General features: G+C 69.5%; 14 protein-coding genes and 2 pseudogenes. 8 read left to right on the top strand and 8 right to left on the bottom strand.

All coding sequences use genetic code 11. From position 1 onward, the window contains the following. Window positions 1-2 precede the first annotated feature (2 nt). Window positions 3-242: pseudogene (locus ACWGDX_RS33180) on the top strand (SDR family NAD(P)-dependent oxidoreductase); the annotation flags it as partial. Window positions 243-657: 415 nt separating this feature from the next. On the opposite strand, the gene ACWGDX_RS33185 reads toward ACWGDX_RS33180, so the two are convergent. Then, a complete protein-coding gene (locus ACWGDX_RS33185) occupies window positions 658-1,125 on the bottom strand; it encodes a winged helix-turn-helix transcriptional regulator (RefSeq protein ID WP_453631636.1) in 468 nt (155 codons plus the stop codon). 363 nt (window positions 1,126-1,488) lie between these two features. Here ACWGDX_RS33185 and ACWGDX_RS33190 point away from each other — a divergent pair, with 363 nt between their 5' ends. Beyond that, entirely contained in the window at window positions 1,489-2,304 is an 816-nt protein-coding gene (locus tag ACWGDX_RS33190) for an enoyl-CoA hydratase/isomerase family protein (RefSeq protein WP_453631638.1), read from the top strand. Window positions 2,305-2,524: 220 nt separating this feature from the next. Further along, window positions 2,525-3,484, top strand: a complete 960-nt coding sequence (locus ACWGDX_RS33195) for an SLAC1 family transporter (protein ID WP_453631640.1) — start codon at window positions 2,525-2,527, stop codon at window positions 3,482-3,484. A 490-nt stretch (window positions 3,485-3,974) separates the two neighbouring features. Here the strand turns inward: ACWGDX_RS33195 and ACWGDX_RS33200 are convergent, their stop codons facing one another. From ACWGDX_RS33200 to ACWGDX_RS33215, 4 genes and pseudogenes are all read right to left on the bottom strand, one after another. Further along, window positions 3,975-4,484: a hypothetical protein gene (locus tag ACWGDX_RS33200; RefSeq protein ID WP_453631642.1), complete on the bottom strand. Its 510-nt coding sequence runs from the start codon at window positions 4,482-4,484 to the stop codon at window positions 3,975-3,977. A 110-nt stretch (window positions 4,485-4,594) separates the two neighbouring features. After that, a complete protein-coding gene (locus ACWGDX_RS33205; RefSeq protein ID WP_453631644.1) occupies window positions 4,595-5,401 on the bottom strand; it encodes a hypothetical protein in 807 nt (268 codons plus the stop codon). 105 nt (window positions 5,402-5,506) lie between these two features. Then, window positions 5,507-5,632 (bottom strand): annotated as a pseudogene (locus ACWGDX_RS33210) (IS5/IS1182 family transposase); the annotation flags it as partial. Between the two features lie 48 nt (window positions 5,633-5,680). Continuing rightward, window positions 5,681-6,397 (bottom strand): TetR family transcriptional regulator, encoded by a 717-nt coding sequence (locus ACWGDX_RS33215; RefSeq protein WP_453631646.1) that lies wholly within the window; start codon window positions 6,395-6,397, stop codon window positions 5,681-5,683. A gap of 94 nt (window positions 6,398-6,491) precedes the next feature. Between ACWGDX_RS33215 and ACWGDX_RS33220 the strand changes: the two genes are divergently transcribed. Both ACWGDX_RS33220 and ACWGDX_RS33225 read left to right on the top strand, forming a co-directional pair. Then, the gene (locus ACWGDX_RS33220; RefSeq protein ID WP_453631648.1) at window positions 6,492-7,334 is read left to right on the top strand and encodes an SDR family NAD(P)-dependent oxidoreductase; all 843 of its coding nucleotides are present in this window, start codon (window positions 6,492-6,494) and stop codon (window positions 7,332-7,334) included. Window positions 7,335-7,392: 58 nt separating this feature from the next. Next, window positions 7,393-9,024 (top strand): CocE/NonD family hydrolase, encoded by a 1,632-nt coding sequence (locus ACWGDX_RS33225; RefSeq protein ID WP_453631650.1) that lies wholly within the window; start codon window positions 7,393-7,395, stop codon window positions 9,022-9,024. A 55-nt stretch (window positions 9,025-9,079) separates the two neighbouring features. Here ACWGDX_RS33225 and ACWGDX_RS33230 read toward each other — a convergent pair whose 3' ends face one another. Both ACWGDX_RS33230 and ACWGDX_RS33235 read right to left on the bottom strand, forming a co-directional pair. Next, a complete protein-coding gene (locus ACWGDX_RS33230; protein ID WP_453631652.1) occupies window positions 9,080-10,570 on the bottom strand; it encodes an FAD-binding protein in 1,491 nt (496 codons plus the stop codon). Between the two features lie 185 nt (window positions 10,571-10,755). Beyond that, window positions 10,756-11,571, bottom strand: coding sequence for a LysR family transcriptional regulator (locus ACWGDX_RS33235; protein WP_453631654.1), 816 nt, complete (start codon window positions 11,569-11,571; stop codon window positions 10,756-10,758). A 162-nt stretch (window positions 11,572-11,733) separates the two neighbouring features. Here ACWGDX_RS33235 and ACWGDX_RS33240 point away from each other — a divergent pair, with 162 nt between their 5' ends. Together ACWGDX_RS33240 and ACWGDX_RS33245 are read left to right on the top strand one after the other, a co-directional pair. Beyond that, window positions 11,734-12,222: a nuclear transport factor 2 family protein gene (locus ACWGDX_RS33240; protein WP_453631655.1), complete on the top strand. Its 489-nt coding sequence runs from the start codon at window positions 11,734-11,736 to the stop codon at window positions 12,220-12,222. Window positions 12,223-12,225: 3 nt separating this feature from the next. After that, window positions 12,226-13,149, top strand: coding sequence for an NADP-dependent oxidoreductase (locus ACWGDX_RS33245; RefSeq protein ID WP_453631657.1), 924 nt, complete (start codon window positions 12,226-12,228; stop codon window positions 13,147-13,149). Between the two features lie 192 nt (window positions 13,150-13,341). Here the strand turns inward: ACWGDX_RS33245 and ACWGDX_RS33250 are convergent, their stop codons facing one another. Beyond that, complete coding sequence (locus ACWGDX_RS33250) at window positions 13,342-14,850, bottom strand: hypothetical protein (RefSeq protein WP_453631659.1); 1,509 nt, start codon at window positions 14,848-14,850, stop codon at window positions 13,342-13,344. Between the two features lie 729 nt (window positions 14,851-15,579). Here ACWGDX_RS33250 and ACWGDX_RS33255 point away from each other — a divergent pair. Further along, a complete protein-coding gene (locus tag ACWGDX_RS33255) occupies window positions 15,580-17,088 on the top strand; it encodes an FAD-binding oxidoreductase (protein WP_453631660.1) in 1,509 nt (502 codons plus the stop codon). The last annotated feature ends 30 nt before the right edge of the window (window positions 17,089-17,118 follow it).

Consider the following 17,118-nt stretch of genomic DNA (forward strand, 5'->3'; position numbering starts at 1 on the left):
GCCGCGGGATCCGGGTCAACGCCATCACGCCCGGCCCCATCGACACCCCCGGAATCACCGGCCTGGCCCCCGACAAGGAACAGGCGGCCGGCCTCAAGGGCTTCCTCGCCGACCAGGTACCCCTGGGCCGGATGGGCCGCCCCGACGAGATCGCCAACGCGATCCTCTTCCTCTCCACCGATCAGAGCAGCTTCATCACCGGAGCCAACCTCTACGTCGACGGCGGCCTCAACCAGATCTGACCCCCAGCCGGACTCAGCCCCTTCCGGGCGGGCCGCCGAGCTCGACGAACTGGGCTGGGGAGCGCTGTGGATCCCCGGACTCCTCGACCTGGCAGCGCGCCGCACAGCGGGCACCCACACCTTCCTGGTCACACCCGAATCGACTGCCGCGACACGGCAGTTGCTCGGCCCGACCGCCACCCTCGCGCCGTACCGGGCCGTCGTCCTGGATATGAACCCGGACACGACCCGGGCCACCGCGCTCGGATTCCTCGGCCCGTTCATCGGTATGGCCTACTACGCCCGCAGTCTGGGGCGGCACCGAGGCCATCGCCCGACGCGTCCAGGGACACCACAACGCGGGCGCCGACCACGTCGCCCTCCACGTCGACAAGATCGGCCACCGACAGGGTGGCGTCGGCGAAATCCGCGGCTCTCAGTCCTCGGGCCGTACGGCTCCGGGGCCGTAGATTATGCGGACGCGCTCGGGGTTCACGGCGGTGCCGTCCGCGTCGGTAAAGGCGAGGGTGACCGGTTGCCCCGTGGCCTCGTCGACGAAGAGCACCGCAGGTTCGCGACTGGTCGGTGCGTGCACGTCGCCCCAGGATGTGAAGGCCGCGAGAATCGGAAGCGCGTCGCGTCCCGCGTCCGTGAGGATGTACTCGTCACGTGTGCGCTTTCCGGGCTCCCGGTAAGGCCTGCGCTCCAGGAGCCCCGCCTCGACAAGTGAGGCGAGGCGCATGATGAGGACATCCGTGGGCACGCCGATCTTCAGGAACTCCGCGTAACGTGTGCGCCCGAAAGATGCCTCCCGAAGGATCAGCAAATTCCACTTGAGGCCCAGCACCTCAAGGCTGTGCGCGATCGGGCAGTACTTGTTGAGAGGGAGCTCCAAGACCTTCATAGGCCGATTTTAACCTGGATTGCGGAAACCAATCCAGGCCTCTGCGCTCGCGCTGGCGACACAGCGACACCTTCGCTTCCTGTCGCAACGCCAAACGGAGCAAAGACCCGCCGAAAGGCCCTCGGCAGCATTTCCGGCGACCTCGGACGCCGGAGCCCCGGACTCACCTGCCGAGGCCTACCGAGGCTTACCTCGGCCTACCGGGAATTGGTGTCGCGCAGCGCAGTCGCCAACTCCACAAGCCATCCTGTGATCGGTTCACCCCGCTCCCCACGCTCAGCACATCACCGAAGGAGCAGTCGGGATGATACGGCAGCACCCACTTGACTTGCGTTCCCCAAGTCAGCTATGTAACGTGAATTCATGAACCACTTCACCATCACCAAGCCATCGTCCTCACTGTGGCGGGTTTCCTTCGACAATCCTCCGGTGAATGTATTCAGCTCGCAGACGATCATCGAGCTACGGACCCTTGTCGATGCCGCGGAAACCGACCCGGATCTCACCGTCATCCTGTTCGAGAGCGCGAATCCCGACTATTTCTGCGCTCACTGGGATCTCACCGACGACACATCGTCCCTGGCCGGCGAGCCGCCCCCCGTCACAGGGCAGCAGGCCTTCGTGGACGTGCTCATCCGGCTCAGCAGATTGCCCGTCATCTCCATCAGCGCCATTCGAGGCCGGGCACGCGGAGCCGGTAGCGAATTCCTGCTCGCCACCGACATCCGCTTCGCAAGCCGCGAGCGTGCTCTTGTCGGACAGTTCGAGATGACCACGGGCGTCGCCCCTGGCGGCGGAGCCGTTTCGCGACTTCCACGACTCGTCGGTCGCGGACGTGCGCTTGAGATCCTGGCCGGTGCCGAAGATTTCGACGGCGACCTCGCGGAGCGGTACGGCTACGTCAACCGGTCCATCCCGGATGCGGAGTTCGACGATTTCATCAATTCATTCACCCATCGCGTCGCCGGCACCGATCGCGGTGCCATCGCGGAAATAAAGGGCTGGGTCGATGAGATGACCCTTCCTGATGACCAGGAGTTCAGGCCGCAATCCGACGCGTTCTTCGCCCGAGTGGCCGGCCCCGAGGTCAGTGGATGGATCAATCGAGCCTTCAAGCAGGGATTGCAGCAGCCCGGCGACCTTGAAGAGCGGCTCGGCACACGTGGATTCGCGGTGTAGGGGACCGCTGGAGCATTCAGACGGTTGGAACGGTGCGATCACCCGTTCTCATCCACATCACAGCACGACCCGAGGGACGCGCCTGTGCGCGGGACCAGGTTCTCACCGATCTCGGAGCCGAAGGCGCGGGTCCGGCGCCCCCGACCTCACACTCCGCCGCCGTGAACGGCCACGCCCCGAGCCCGGTACGCCACGCTGCCCCCTTTCCGAGGAGTTCGTCTTGGCTACGCAGGCACAACGGATCCCGCTCAACTTCTTCAGCATGGCCTTCGGTCTGGCAGGCCTCGCGGGCTGCTGGGTCGCAGCCGCCAAAGGGGGCCACGTCACCCACGTGGTGGGAGACGCGCTTCTGGCACTCTGCGCCGTGGTCTGGTTGGCCACGGTGGCCTTCTACCTGCGCTACGTCCTCTCGACGCGGGGCGCCTTCCGCTCGGACCTGCTCGACCCCGTAGGGAGCCCCTTTTCCTCGCTCGCCGTCATCACGCCCATGCTGCTGGCTTCCCAAGGCCTCGCCCCACACGCACCGAACGCGGGGAAAGTGCTGGTGGACATCTTCCTGGTACTGACCGTGCTCCTCGGGGGCTGGCTCACGGGCCAGTGGATCTACGGGCCACTCGAACTCGACCGGCTGCACCCCGGCTACTTCCTGCCCACCGTCGCCGGCGGCCTGGTCGCCGCAGCGTCCGCCGCTGAGGTCGGCCAGCAACGGCTGGCCGAGACGATGCTCGGCCTGGGCATCGTCTGCTGGTTCATCCTCGGCTCGATGATCATGGCCCGGCTCTTCTTCCGTCCCACGCTGCCCACTCCGCTGCTCCCCACGCTGGCCATCGAGGTGGCGCCCCCGACCGTGGCGAGCGTTGCCTACTTCGCCGTCAACGGCGGCCGGATCGACTTCTTCGCGGCGGCCCTGGCGGGCTACGCGCTGCTGATGGTCGTCGTACAGCTCAGACTGCTGCCCGTTTTCCTCCATCTCCGGTTCACCCCCAGTACGTGGGCCTTCACCTTCTCCTGGGCCGCGGCGGTCACGGCGACCCTCCGCTGGAACGAGGCGGGGCGACCCGCCGGACAAACTGTCTATACGTATCTGCTGCTCGCAGCGATCACGGCGTTCATCGGCGCCATCGCGGTCCGCACCGCCGTCGCTCTTGCCCGCCGCACCCTGCTCCCGCCCAGCCCCTGACCCCAATCCCGCAGGCGCGTTACGGGTGGCCCACCGCGACTCGTTCCAGCGCACCGCGGTGGCAACCACAGCGGCCCACGAGAAGGCGAGCGCCCGCCCAGGTGCCGGGGACGAACTCCCGGCAGCCGGCCGAATGCCGCTTCTGAGCCGAGGCCGAATGCCCCCGTCAGCTTGCCCTCCGACCGGACAGGGCCTGGAAACCGCCCCCTCCGTCAGCAGCGCACAGCCGCACCCGGTGACGCTGAAGATCGACCTCGGCGACCCTCACTGTGATCAGCTCGCCTTCGTCCACAAACCGATCTCGGCTTCCTCCCCTTCGGCATCCATGAGCCGCACCAGGACATCCACCCCGTCGAATCCGATGACCTTCACTTTTCTCACGGGGCCGGGCTGGAGCTGGTTGATCAAGGACTTCGGACGAGAATCACGGGCTGGCTCAGGCACAGAGCGGGAGCCTAACCGGAGCCGACCGGCCGCGCTCCCCCTGGCCTCAAGATGTTCGACCAGTCGTTCGCCGAACGAGCGAGGATGCCTCGCCAATGGCCGCCAGCACTTGCAGCGGCCACTCCGGATCCGCCTGGCCGATGGCCAAGCCGATCCATCGCTCCGAGTTCGGCAAGCGCCACACCTGCACACTGCCGGCGACACCACACAGGAAGCCGAGCGGCTCGCGGGCCCTGAACTCTGGGCCGAGGTCGTCGAACCCGAGATACGGTTCCAGATCAACCGCCTCCGGAGCACCCCAGCGTCCCGCGAGGATTTCCGTCAGCGCCGCGACGCCGGCTTCCAGCTCTCGTTCCGCCGCCTCGACAGCCTCAGTGCTCCGGTCCTCCCAGAAGTCCCGGCTCTCCCGGAGTACGACCAGGTGGAACCCAGGTCCGCTCCAGCTCCTGCCCGCTCCCGGCCTTCCTTCTTCCCCCGGGAAGGGCAGCGCGCTCAAGCTGTCGATGATCGACAACTGCTCCGTTGTCGACTCCGCTGACGGGTACTGGGGCGGCATGGCCGGAGCCTAGCCTTCGGGTTCCTCTGCGCTCCCTTGCCGACCCAGCGGGTGTAACCGGTGGCGGTGTCGGGGTCCGACTTGGTGATGCGGGCAGCAGGCCTGTTGAGTCAGAAGGGCGGGTCTTCGCTGCGTCCGCCTGTACCGTTGCTTGACCACCAGGATCTGCGTTCGGCCATGAGGCGGACGTGCAGTTCGCGGGCCGCGATGTCGTCTGCGTTCTCCAGGGCGGTGGTGTCATGGCCCCATGCCTTGAGCGCGCCCAGGGCACGGGCACGTCTGTAGCGGTCGGTACTGGTCGCCAGCAGGCGGCGGGCGTGGTCGGCGAGTTCGGACAGGTCTGTGGTGAGGGCGGGGTGCTCTGCGAGAGGGATGGCGGCGACCAGGGCCGCGTCGCGTACTCCCCCGTGGTCGTGGCCGAGGAACGGCTGGACGGCGGTGAAGATCACAGGGCGCAGGTCTCGGAACGCGCGCATCGGCCAGTACTCGCAGAGGAACCCGTTGCCGCAGATGCGTTCGTGCATGGCGGCGGTCTTGTCGTCGGCGTCGTACGCGGTGGCACCAAGCCAGTCGAGCAGTCTCACGCGCGTGGGGTGACGCGGTGGCAGGTCGGTGCGGTGGTCGAACTCGCCCGCTGCCGTGGACGGGTGGCCGAGGACGGCCGCGACGTACAGCGCCACGGGCACGGTGGCTTCGTAGATGGTGTTCTGGTGGGTCACTTCATCGAGAGCGTCCTCCGCGGCGGCCGCCCTCACGGCCGGATCGAGGTCGAGCAGGCGCGTCAGCGCCTCCGGCAAGGATTCGCCGGTCCCGTATGCGGTGGCGAGCGATGCCCAGTCTGTACCGTCCAGGAGCTCTTGATGATGAGGCAGCTCGTCGAGTTGAGGGCTGGACGTCCAGCTATGGGTATGGATCACAGGCGGAGGCTATAACGACGTCGCGCAGTGCCTGGTGTCATGTGTGTGGAGCAGGACGCGCTCCTGCGGGAGAGTGGACCCGGCTCGGCCGAACATCCGGCGTTTCAGCACTTCGCACAGCACTTCCGGTCCGGCAACATGCTTGCGGCCGGGGTACCGGAACCTGCGCCCACGCTGCGGCGGCAGCGGTTCAACGCGGTCCCACAGTCCGTCCGACACGATCCACGGCAACGTCCCCGCACCGGACCGAACGCACCCGCGACTGCCGGGACTTGTCTGTCAGTGGTGAGCGCCTCGCCTCCCGGAGCGCCGAGCGGGAGCTTCTGGCCGCGGACGGGCGAGGGTTCCGGTGATCAGGGTGGTCAGCATCGTTCGCATGGCGGTGGTGAAGTCCAGGCGCTGCTCGGCCAGTGACGGATCGATGTCGTAGGCGGCGAGCATGCTCGGTGACGGTACGGAGTGCGTCCGGATGGCGCCGGTGATCAGGATGGCCTGGGCGGACACCTGTCCGGCGTCGGCGCCGAGTTCGGGCAGGTGGTCGCGGACCATTCCGGCGAGGACGGTCACGTTGTCGACGGCGGCGTGCTTGTAGCGGATGGCGACATCGGTGGAGACGTTGTGTTCCAGGACTCCGGCCTGCGCGGCGAGCAGGTCGCACAGCGCGCGCTGCTCGGCGAGCGAGCGGGTGAGGGTGTCGGCGAGCCGGGCGCCGCGCTGCTGGGCGGTGCCGTCGGTGCCGACGCCGGCGGTGAGTTGCTCGGGAAGCCGCGCGAGCCACTGTTTCCAGGTGCGGTCCAGCAGTTCCAGCAGGATCGCCTCACGGGACTCGAAGTAGCGCAGCAGCGGTGACTTGGCGAGCCCCACACGGCGGCTCAGCTCGTTGAGGCTGATCTTGCTGACGGGCATCTCGTCGAGCATGGCGGCGGCGGTGTCAAGGATCGCTTCTCTGCGGATCTCGCGCTGTTCCTCACTGCGTGCCCGGCGGAATGTGGTCATACCACCATGGTAGACCACCGGTACATTGACATAGTACCGGCGGTCCATTAGCTTGGCCGACGTAATGGACCGTCGGTACACAAGGAGTGCGATCATGTCGAGGGTATGGTTCGTCACCGGAAGTTCTCGCGGGCTGGGCCGCGCGATCGTCGAAGCGGCACTGGAAGCCGGTGACCGCGTGGTCGCCACCGCACGCAGACCGGCGCGGCTGGAGGATCTGGTCGCGCGCCACGGCGGGCGAGTGCTGCCCGTGGCGCTCGACGTCACGGACAACGACCAGGTCCAGCAGGCCGTCCAGCGGGGACTGGCCGCGTTCGGCCGCCTCGACGTGGTGGTCAACAACGCCGGCTACGCCGACCTGGCCGCAGTCGAGGACGTGGACCTGGCCGATTTCCGGGCCCAGTTGGACACCGACTTCTACGGCGTCGTACATGTCACCAAGGCGGTGCTGCCGACGCTGCGCGCCCAGGGCGCGGGGCACATTTTCCAGGTCTCCTCGGTCGGCGGGCGGATCGGCTCGGTCGGACTGGCCGCGTACCAGAGCGCGAAGTGGGCGGTCGGCGGCTTCTCCACCGTTCTCGCGCAGGAGGTCGCCCCGCTCGGCATCAAGGTCACCGTGCTCGAACCGGGCGGCATGCGCACCGACTGGGCGGGCTCCTCGATGGCCATCCCGCCGGTCAGCGAGCCCTACCGGCCCACCGTCGGCGCGTTCGCCGACCTGCTCCGCGACGCCGCGGCCTTGAGCGACGTCACCGGGGTGGAAGCCGCGGAGCCGGCGAAGGTCGCGCAGGTCGTGTGTGATCTCGCCGGCCGCGAGGACGCGCCGCTCCGGCTCCTGCTCGGCGGCGACGCCTACCGCTACGCCCACCAGGCCGCCCAGGTCCTGGCCGAGTCCGACGAGAAGTGGCGTCACGTCACCGATTCCGTCTCGGCCTGAACCACCACCGGGGCCCTCCTGGCCCCGGCTCCTCAGATCCTGTGAACTGGAGCCACCCATGCCGGAAGACGCCCACTTCGACTTCGCGCCCGACGCGGCACCGGACCTGGCCGATCCCCAGAAGGTCCTGGCCCTGCCGGGGATCGGCCCACGCGGCACCGACTGTCCGGTGACGACGGTGCGCGTCCCCATGCGCGACGGGGTCGAGCTGGCGGCCGAGCACTACGCCCCGCACACGGACGGGCCGTCGCCGACCATCCTCGTACGCTCGCCGTACGGGCGCGGCTTCCCGTTCGACGTGCTGCTCGCGAAGGTGTTCGCGGGCGCCGGCTACCACGTACTGCTGCAGAGCTGCCGCGGTACGGCGGACTCGGACGGCCAATTGCGGCCGATGGTCCAGGAGGCGGCGGACGGCCACGACACGGTCGGCTGGCTGCGCGAGCAGCCCTGGTTCGACGGCCGGCTGGGCCTGATCGGCATGTCCTACCTCGCCTACTGCGTCTACGCCCTGCTTCAGGACCCGCCGCCCGAGGCGAGAACCGCGGTGATCGTGGTCGGGCCGTACGACTTCGGCTCCGCCTTCTACCGCACCGGCGCGTTCACCGTGCAGGGCAGCCAGAGCTGGAGCGACCTTGTGCGCCGGCCGTCTCCCGGGGTCGCCGACGAGTTGCCGGCCGACGCCGCGCGGCGGCTACCGCTGCTGGCCGGGGCGGAGCTGCTCGGTCCCACCGCGCCCTGGTACGCCGAATGGGTCGGCCACCCCGGCCTCGCCGACCCGTACTGGCGGCCGTACGACCACCGTGTGGCACTGGAGCGGTTCACCGGTCCGACACTGCTGATCGGCGGCAGCCACGACGTGTTCCTGCCGCAGAGCATCGAGGCTTTCGAGGTGCTGCGCGCACGGGGTGTGCCGGCCGCGCTGACGCTCGGGCCGTGGGTGCACACCGATGTCGTCGCGGGCGCCGCAGGGACGATGGTGGACGAAGCGCAGGCGTGGTTCGACGCCCATCTGCGGGACGGTGCCACCGCCCTCACCCGGCCGGCGGTTCGGCTGCATGTGGCCGGTGCGGAGGAGTGGCGCGAACTCGCCGGCCTGCCCGTGGCGCCGGGGCGCCAGGAGTTGCGTCTCGGCGAGGGCGGATCGCTGACCGCGGACGGCGACACCGGGTCCTCGACGTTCACCTACGACCCGGCCGACCCGACGCCCGCTGTCGGCGGCCGGCGCGTCTCCCCGGAGGGCGGCCCGCGGGACAACACCGCACGCGAGCAGCGCCGGGACGTGCTCACGTTCACCACCGAGGCGTTCGGCCGACCGGTCGAGATCCACGGGAGTCCCACCCTGAGCGTCGGCCTGACCTCGGACAACCCGTACGCCGACCTGCACGCGCGCCTGTGCGTGGTGGACGCGGACGGCACCTCCGTCAACTTCTCCGACGCGATGCTGCGGCTGCCGTCCGTGGACGATCCGGCCGCACCACGGATGATCGAGCTGACGCTCGACTTCTGCGCTCGCCGGATCGCCGCCGGGCAGCGGATCCGATTGCAGCTGTCGGGCGGCTCGTTCCCCGAGTACGACCGCAACCTGGGCACCGGCGAGCCGCCCGCAACGGGCACGGCGACGGCGACAACGACGCACGTGATCGACCACGCCACGACCACCCTTTCGCTGCCGGCCGGCGAACCCGTGTGAAGTCGCCCCGGGCCGACGGAGGTTCGGTCGACGGCGGTCGGGTCCTCGGGGCCGCTCAGGGGGTGAAGATGTGCTGGCCCGGGGCGAGCAGGTTATGCGGGTCGTAACGGCGCTTGGCGGCGGCGAACGTCTCCCATGCCGTGCCGTACTGGCCGCGCCGGTCGGCGGCGGTCATCGGGATGGACCCCACGGGGTACTGGGTGCCGCCGGCCGCGCGGACCGTCTCGTACGCGGCGTGGTTGGCGGCCGTGCGGGCGCTCACGGCCGCGGGACGCGCCGGGTCCAGGGTCCACAGGACGGCCAGCAGATACGGCACCGGGTCGTCGGGGACCCGCAGCAGGGGGGTGCGCAGGTGGCGGCGGACCAGCGGATAGATCAGTACGGCGCCGCCGGGGCCGGTGTCCTGCCCGGCGAGCCCGTCCAGCAGGGTGCGGGACAGCTCGGCGGCGCGGTCGCCGGGCAGCAGCAGATTCAGCCAGGGATGGGCCCAGGACCAGAAGCCGGCGCGCTGGAGGCCCTCCACCCCCGCGGCCAGGCGGTCGAGGAAGTCGTAGTACCCGAGCGTCTCGGCCGTGAGCGGTGCCGACCGGTCGTACCGCAGGCCGCGCAGCAGCTCCGCGTCGTCCCGCTCGGGTCCGGCGGGCGGCCCGTAGGCGACGGCCTCCAGTACGTACTGGGTGTACGCGCCCTCACCGTCCGCCTCGACCGAGCCCTCGACATAGGTGAACCGCTCGTCCCCGGCGAGCAGCCGCTGGTCGGCCAGAAACGTCTCCAGGTCCGTGTACGGCAGCAGGAAGTGCCGCACGGTGTCGGGCGCGGTGACCAGCCGCAGTGTCGCCGAGACGATGACCGCGCACTGGCCGAGTCCGGCGAGCACCGCCCGGAACAGGTCCGGCCGCCGGGTGGGCGAGCAACTGACCAGTTCCCCCGTCCCGGTGACGACCTCCAGCGCGGTGACGTTGTCCACCTGTGCGCCGAACCGGTGCGCCTGGCCGCCCAGCCCGCCGACGGACAGGGTGCCGCCCACCGACAGCTCCAGGTAGTCCGTGAAGACCGGCGGCGTCAGCCCGTACCGCAGAGTCTCCCGCGCCACCGCGCTCCACACGGCTCCGGCGCCTACCGTGACCTGCCCCGCTCCCACCGGCCCGATCCGGTTCAGCGATCCCGTCTCGATCACCAGCCCGCCGGCCACCTGCGCCTGCCCGTACGTCCCGTGTCCCTGACCGCGGGCGGCCACCTCGACGCGGTACGTGTCGCAGAACGTGATCATCTCCACCACGTCGTCGACGGACCCGGCCTCCAGCACGGCCGCCGGGACGTGGTGCACGATGTGCCCGAAGTCGTCCGCGCCCTCGGCGAGCGGCACTTCGTCCGAGCGCAGCGAGCCGTCCAGACGGGGCACTCGCACCAGACCGGCTCGCCCGGCCGTGGTCTCCGCCTCCGTCACCCACATCCGCGTCGCCGGATCGAAGGCCACCACCCCGGTCCCCGCCGCCCCCGCCGCCCCCGTGCGTAAACCCGTCGGCCGCTCCGTCTGCTCCGCCATGACTCCCCCTCCTCGACCGCGCCGCCCGGGGCAGCGCGCCACGAACCCCAATCCAGGACCCAACGCGAACGCACCGGCCGCGTCCCGTCGCGTACGGCGCCGTTCACACGGCTTTCCCTACCCGTGAACAGAGCGGCGTCGTCACGCTTTCCAGCCATCCGCTGAGCCGCGAACCGGTTCTTGGTCTACCGCGGTCCCTCACCGCCGCGGTCGGCGGCGATGCGCTGTACGGTGCGGGCGAAGGAGGCGATCTCAGGCCGCGAGTTCCGCGGGAGCCAGCCGAGGGCCAGCGTCGTCGTGGGCACATCCGTCACGGGGACGGCGATCGCCTCCCGCGTCAGGCGGTCGGCGACGGACGAGCCGACGACGGTGACGAGCCGGCCGAGTGCGACCCGGTCGAGGACCTCGTCCAGACCCATCGGCGGGCACTGGTCCTGATAGGCCGGTTCCTGGCGGAGTTCGGCGGTGGTCACCGCGACACAGCGCGCGAGACGGTGATCGCGCGGCAGGAGGGCGACGGGGTATTCCTCCGCGACCTCGGTGGTCTGGAGGCTCGCGAGGTCGTCGCTGTCCGTGCACAGCAGGGCGACATCGGCCGTGCCGTCGCGCAGGGCGCCCGCCCCGTCATTGGTGAAGACGAGTTCGGGTTCGGCACCGTCGTGGGATCGCAGGGCCTGTGCGAGCAGGCCGGAGCCGGTGCCGGGGCGGACGGCGAGGACGAGCCGTGAGGGACGGACCGCCCGCTGGGTACGGAGCACCGCGGCGTCCAGATCCAGGAGCAGGCGGCGGCACTCGTCGAGGAAGACAGAGCCCGCGGCCGTGAGTTCCACATGGCGGCTCGTGCGCTCCAGGAGACGCACCCCCATACGGCGCTCCAGCCGGGACACCGCCCGGGACAGCGGCGGCTGAGCGATGCCCAACCGCTCCGCCGCCCGGCTGAAGTGCAGTTCCTCAGCCACCGCGACGAAGTAGACGAGCTCTCGGGTCTCCAGTCGATCCATACCTTCAGGGTATCGCCATGGATGGAAACAGTCATGGCTCCCCGAGCAGCGCCCTGGTCGGATGGAGACAGCGGCTGCCGCGGGGTTCGTCCCCCGCGGGAGGGCGCTGCACCGGGAAACCACCGCGGTTCCGGGATGCGACGACGAAAGGAAACCGCTCCCATGAGCGACGAGCGCAAGGTCCAGGAAGTCCTGGCCCGCTACGTCCGTGCGACGGACCGGCGCGACGGCAGGACACAGGGTGCTTTGTTCACCGACGACGCGGTCGTGCAGATCTACACCAGGACCGGCCCCGACAGCTACGAGCCGTTCGGGGAGCCCCTGATCGGCGGCGCGGGCGTGGAATACGCGGTCACGAACTTCATGTCCGCGCACCCCGAGGGCGGCTCCAGTCACCACACCACACAGGACCACATCATCGACGTCGACGGCGACCACGCCCATCTGAACGCCCAGTTCATCGTCTACAGCGTGCGGGCCTCCGCGCGCCCGGCCGAGGGCTGGCCGGCCGGGGTCTCCGGTGCCCAGGGCACCGTCCGGCCGATCGAGTCCGGGTATTACGACACGGATCTGCGCCGGGTGGACGGCGAGTGGAAGATCGTCAAGCACAGCGTGCTGATGGACATGCCCATCGCGATCCCGGGGGCCTGAGACATGAAGGCCGTTGTGTACCGCCGCTACGGCGGACCGGAAGTCCTGGAAGTCACCGAGCTGCCCGAGCCGAAGACCCACGTGGACTCGGTGCTGATCCGGGTCAAGGCCGCCGGGCTGAACCGCGCGGACGCGGCCATCCAAGCCGGAGCTCTGGACAAGGCGGTGGAAACGTTCTTCCCGGTGGTGCCCGGCTGGGACATCGCCGGTGTGGTGGAACGCGCCGGGCCCGGAGCGGTGGAGTTCGCGCCGGGCGACGAGGTGATCGCGTACATCCGCGGTGATGTGCAGCGAGCGCACGGCGGCTTCGCCGAACTGGTCTCCGCGGATGTGCGCACCGTCGCGCACAAGCCGAGCACCATGTCCTTCAGTGAAGCCGCGGGCCTGCCACTGGCCGGGCTGACCGCCTACCAGGGCGTGAGACACGCACTCGCGGTGCGACCGGGCGAGACCGTCCTCGTGCACGGGGCCGCGGGCGGCGTGGGATCCGTCGCCGTGCAGATCGCGAAGGCCCAAGGCGCTCGTGTCATCGGTGCCGGCTCACCCGGCAATCACGACTACCTGCGTACGATCGGCGCCGAAACCGTCGCGTACGGCGAGGGCCTGACCGACCAGGTGCTCGGTCTGGTCCCGAACGGTGTGGACGCCGTGTTCGACACGGTCGGCCGTGGCACCCTCGCCGCGTCGGCGGCGGCCGCACGACCGGGGGCCAGGCTCGCGTCCATCGCCGATCCCGGCGTCCCCGGCTCCACGGCCGTCTTCGCCCGCATGGAGCGCGCCGACCTCACCGCGGTCACCGCGCTGGCCGAGGCCGGCCTGCTCGCCGTACGTGTCGGGGCGGTCTTCCCCCTGGAGAAGGCCGCCGAGGCACAGCGCGCCTTCGCCGCCGGGAACATCACCGGCAAGGTCATCCTGGAGATCGGCTGAGCCACCGGCCCTGCCCCGTGCCGATCGCACCTCGCTCTCCCCCGCTTCGGCTTCGGAACACCTCCTCTTCGGCGTCCCCTTCGGCTCTTCGACGGCCGATCATGCGGCTACTCCGCGCCCGGGTCATCGACCGCGTCCACGAGCGCGACACCGTCACCCGGCCGACGCCCGCTCACCGAACGAAGCGACGTCCTAATCCCTGACCTTGAGGACGCGCATCCGGGTCGCGCCATTGCTGTCGGTGCCGCCGGCCTCGGCGTCGGAGATCTTGCCGCCGGTGAGGACGAACATCAGGTGCAGGCGGACCGTCCGGGGGCCGGAGGCGACCGCGTACTCGGTCATGATGTGTGTGGTTCCGCCTTGCTGCTCCTGCCTCGCCGCGTTGATCGCCGCGATCTGGGTGAAGCTCGTCAGGAGGGTGTCCGTGGTCTCGTCCCTGAGCCAGCCGATGATGTAGCCGCTGCCGCCGGTGGCGGAACCGAGCGCGTACCGTACATCGCTGTCGATGTGGTACACCCCGGCTTCCGGGAGCACGATGTCGGACTCGGGGATCGGCACGTCGGTACCCGCTCGGGCCAGGAGGTCGGCGTGCTGCCTCTCGGCGTTGAGGAACGCGCTCACCGGCGTGAGGCGGGCGCCGATCTCCCACCTTTCGGGGCAGCCGGGCGTCCCGGTGACGTCGATGTCCACCGACCGTTCGGTGCTGCTGTTGCCGCCCGGAGCGATACCCGTCAGGCCGATCCGCGGCACGAGTAGCCCACCGGTCGTGTTCCGTGCGGCATTGCACGGGGACGGGTCCAGAGCAGGCGTGTCGGGCGCGTACAGACACCCGTCGCTGCCCCGGGTGATGGCGTTGCCCCGGTCTGTGGAGATGCACGGAGGGCGGACGGTGGCGCATCCGTCCTGGCAGGAGGCGACCGGGACGACCGGCGGGACCGCGGCGTAGGGAGTCGAGCCGTCGAGGGTGTCGGTCGTGCAGGTGACCGCGCCGTCGCAGTTACGGCAGGTCGTACGGAGGAACGGCCTGCCGCAGCCCGGGGCGGACGCCTGGACGGTGAGGACGAAGCTGTCGACGGTCCACTGCTTGGGGCCGACCCGGCAGGTGTCGTCGTTGCCTGTCTCCAGATTGAGCTCGATGACGATCCTTCCCGCGAGGACGTCCGCGAGGGACACGGTGGTCGGTGGGATGACGCCGTTGTCGTCACCACCCGCCGGCAGATCGGGTGGGCCCAGGAGGTCGGTGCGGATCGGGGTCGTGCCGTTCCACAGGGCGAAGCGGCCGTACAGCTGGCAGGCCGTGTTCCTGCCGTCGTTGTGGACATGGACCGAGGCGCTGATCGTCACGCTGGTGGGGTTGCCGCGCAGTGACGTGGGGTCGATGTGCACGACGCCGGCGAGCCAGGTGTGCTGGCCGTTGTGCGTCCCGTCGTCGGCCGGGAACGTGCCCGTACCGCTGTTCAGGATGGTCTGGGCGACGACAGGGTCCAGTGCGGCATGGGTGTTGGCGATGGTGTAGTACGGCGTCGGGTCGGTGCTGCTCGCGGTCGCCGCGACCCGGTACGGCGCGGAGTCGCGCAGTGGGGTCGTCTCGCAGTGCTCGCACGGCTTGGAGCCGGGACAGGCAACGGGGGGACAGGCCAGCTTGGAGGGCTGACAGCCGCCGATGGCGATGGGGGACTGCCCGCAGCCGCATCCACTCATGGGTCAACTCCTTTTGTGAGGTGGAGTGATGGCAGTGGCGGTGTGCCCCGTGCCGCCTTGGCGCGGCTGGGGCACGAGGGGGTGGTGCGCCGGCTCGTCGGCCAGAACGGATGAAAGTCGGGACGGCAGGCGCGTTGAGGGATACCGGCGGACCTGAAGGCGGCCGCGCAACCGGGGAGCGGAAGAAGACCGTCCGGCGGACCGCTCGCCGGGTCGTGGCCGACATGACGCCGATCGTCATCCAGCTACGTGTTCCCGCGGCCGGTCATGTCCTTGGGGTGGGAAACAGAAGCAGCCATGTCGGCCCCTCTTCGCGATTCCGCTACTCGTACCGGGCAAACCGCGTCGGGTGCTCGGCCAGGAATATCTGAAGCTCAGTCACTTGTCTTCTTCGTCGCCATCCCTAATGTACTATCCCCTGATCTGTCGGGCATTACCCCGTTAGGGTGGGCGATTTCACCGTCAAGGTGGCAGAGCGCTCACATTTCCGCCGGCGTACGAGCCGGGAGCGGATGGCCGACCGGTGGGACACCGGCCCTCGGGACGGGGGGCGGCGTGCACGGGGTCCCCGTCGTCCTCCTGCCGCCGCGAGCAGGATGTTGCGCGCTCAAGGCCCTCTTCATGCGTGTCGGGACAGCCCTCGATGGCCACTCTTGCTACTGTCCGCTTCGCGCAAATCGCCCACAAAGGGGTGATTCGAGTCAGGTGGCAGTCGAGAGGACACGAACCATGAACGACTTTTCTCGTCGCAGAGTGCTCAAGGCGACGGCGGCCGCCGGGGCCGGCGCGGTCGTCGTCTCGGGTGTCGAGCCCGCCGAAGTCTCGGCCGCGAGCGCCGTGAATGCCGGGGTCGAGGGTGTCGTGGCCGGGGGTGAGACATGTGCGCCGGCGAGACTGACCGGGCGCATCGTCCGCCCGAACGACCCGAACTACGCGGACGCCAGCCAGGGCTGGGACGAGTTGTTCGTGCACTACCCGCTGGTCATCGTCTTCGCCAGGAACACCCAGGACGTCGTCAACGCCCTCACGTGGGCGCGGCAGCACAACGTCGCGCTGCGGGTGCGCAGTGGCCGCCACAGTCTGGAGGGCTGGTCGAATGTCGACAACGGCATCGTGATCGACATCAGTGAGCTGAAGTCGGCCCACATCGACGCCCATGCCCGTACGGCCACTGTGGGCGCCGGGCTCAACCAGTTGGAAGCGGTGACGACGCTCGCGAAGAAGAACTTCGCGGTGACGACAGGCACGGAGGGCAGCGTGGGCCTCGCCGGTGCCACCCTCGGCGGCGGCCTGGGTTTCTTCACCCGCTACCTCGGCATGGCCTGCGACAGCCTGATCGGCGCCGAGGTCGTGGTACCGGAGGGCGCCGCGTGTGCCAAGGTGATCAGGGCGGAGCTGGATCACCACTCCGACCTGCTGTGGGCACTTCGCGGCGCGGGCAACGGCAACTTCGGGATCGTCACCTCGCTCACCTACAAGGTGGCCCCGCTCAAGAGCGTCACCTATCTGCAGGCGGCGTGGGACGGGCTCGGAGACCTGCACAGGGTGTTCGACGCCTGGCAGCGTACGGCCCCGGTCACCGACAACCGCTTGGGTACCCAGCTGGAGATCCACCCGAACCAGATCCTGCTGTTCGCGGTCCTGGCGGAGGGAACGCCCGCGGAGGCGAAGAAGCTGCTGGCGCCGATTCTCTCGGTCGGCCGTCCCAAGGTCACCACGCAGGTCGGCAACTGGGGCGATGTGTACACGAGTTTCCAGGTCCCGACCGAGGACGAGCCCGCGAACTGGAAGTTCTTCTCGCAGTTCACGAAGAAGCCGTTCCCGGACGAGGCGATCAGTGTGATCGCATCGTTCATGCGGAACGCGCCGACGGACGACAGCAACTTCTTCACCCAGGCGTTCGGCGGTGCGGTCAGGAAGGCTCCGCGTGGCGGCACGTCGTTCCCGCACCGCGACGCGCTGTTCTACTCCGAGCCGGGCGCGGGCTGGGGCAAGCGCGGTGTGCCGGGCAGCGGCGACGAACTGACCACGCAGGCCCAGGCGTGGATCGCGGAGTTCAGCCAGGCGCTGCGGCCTTACGTACACGGTGCTTACGTCAATGTCCCCAACATCGGCATGCAGGACTGGGAAACCGCCTACTGGGACGGCAACTTCGACCGTCTGCGCCAGATCAAGCAGAAGTACGACCCCCGCAACGTCTTCCAGTACGAGCAGAGCGTCCCGCCGGCCTCCTGCTGAACGGATACGCCGAAGCCCCCTCCCGTCCGG

The organism is Streptomyces sp. NPDC055025 (assembly GCF_053608565.1).

What these genes read in the sequence shown, in the direction of transcription:
- ACWGDX_RS33185 (WP_453631636.1), bottom strand. Translation starts at nt 1,125, where the DNA reads ATGAAGGTCTTGGAGCTCCCTCTCAACAAGTACTGCCCGATCGCGCAC.
- ACWGDX_RS33190 (WP_453631638.1), top strand. Translation starts at nt 1,489, where the DNA reads ATGAACCACTTCACCATCACCAAGCCATCGTCCTCACTGTGGCGGGTT.
- ACWGDX_RS33200 (WP_453631642.1), bottom strand. Translation starts at nt 4,484, where the DNA reads ATGCCGCCCCAGTACCCGTCAGCGGAGTCGACAACGGAGCAGTTGTCG.
- ACWGDX_RS33215 (WP_453631646.1), bottom strand. Translation starts at nt 6,397, where the DNA reads ATGACCACATTCCGCCGGGCACGCAGTGAGGAACAGCGCGAGATCCGC.
- ACWGDX_RS33220 (WP_453631648.1), top strand. Translation starts at nt 6,492, where the DNA reads ATGTCGAGGGTATGGTTCGTCACCGGAAGTTCTCGCGGGCTGGGCCGC.
- ACWGDX_RS33225 (WP_453631650.1), top strand. Translation starts at nt 7,393, where the DNA reads ATGCCGGAAGACGCCCACTTCGACTTCGCGCCCGACGCGGCACCGGAC.
- ACWGDX_RS33230 (WP_453631652.1), bottom strand. Translation starts at nt 10,570, where the DNA reads ATGGCGGAGCAGACGGAGCGGCCGACGGGTTTACGCACGGGGGCGGCG.
- ACWGDX_RS33235 (WP_453631654.1), bottom strand. Translation starts at nt 11,571, where the DNA reads ATGGATCGACTGGAGACCCGAGAGCTCGTCTACTTCGTCGCGGTGGCT.
- ACWGDX_RS33240 (WP_453631655.1), top strand. Translation starts at nt 11,734, where the DNA reads ATGAGCGACGAGCGCAAGGTCCAGGAAGTCCTGGCCCGCTACGTCCGT.
- ACWGDX_RS33245 (WP_453631657.1), top strand. Translation starts at nt 12,226, where the DNA reads ATGAAGGCCGTTGTGTACCGCCGCTACGGCGGACCGGAAGTCCTGGAA.
- ACWGDX_RS33250 (WP_453631659.1), bottom strand. Translation starts at nt 14,850, where the DNA reads ATGAGTGGATGCGGCTGCGGGCAGTCCCCCATCGCCATCGGCGGCTGT.
- ACWGDX_RS33255 (WP_453631660.1), top strand. Translation starts at nt 15,580, where the DNA reads ATGAACGACTTTTCTCGTCGCAGAGTGCTCAAGGCGACGGCGGCCGCC.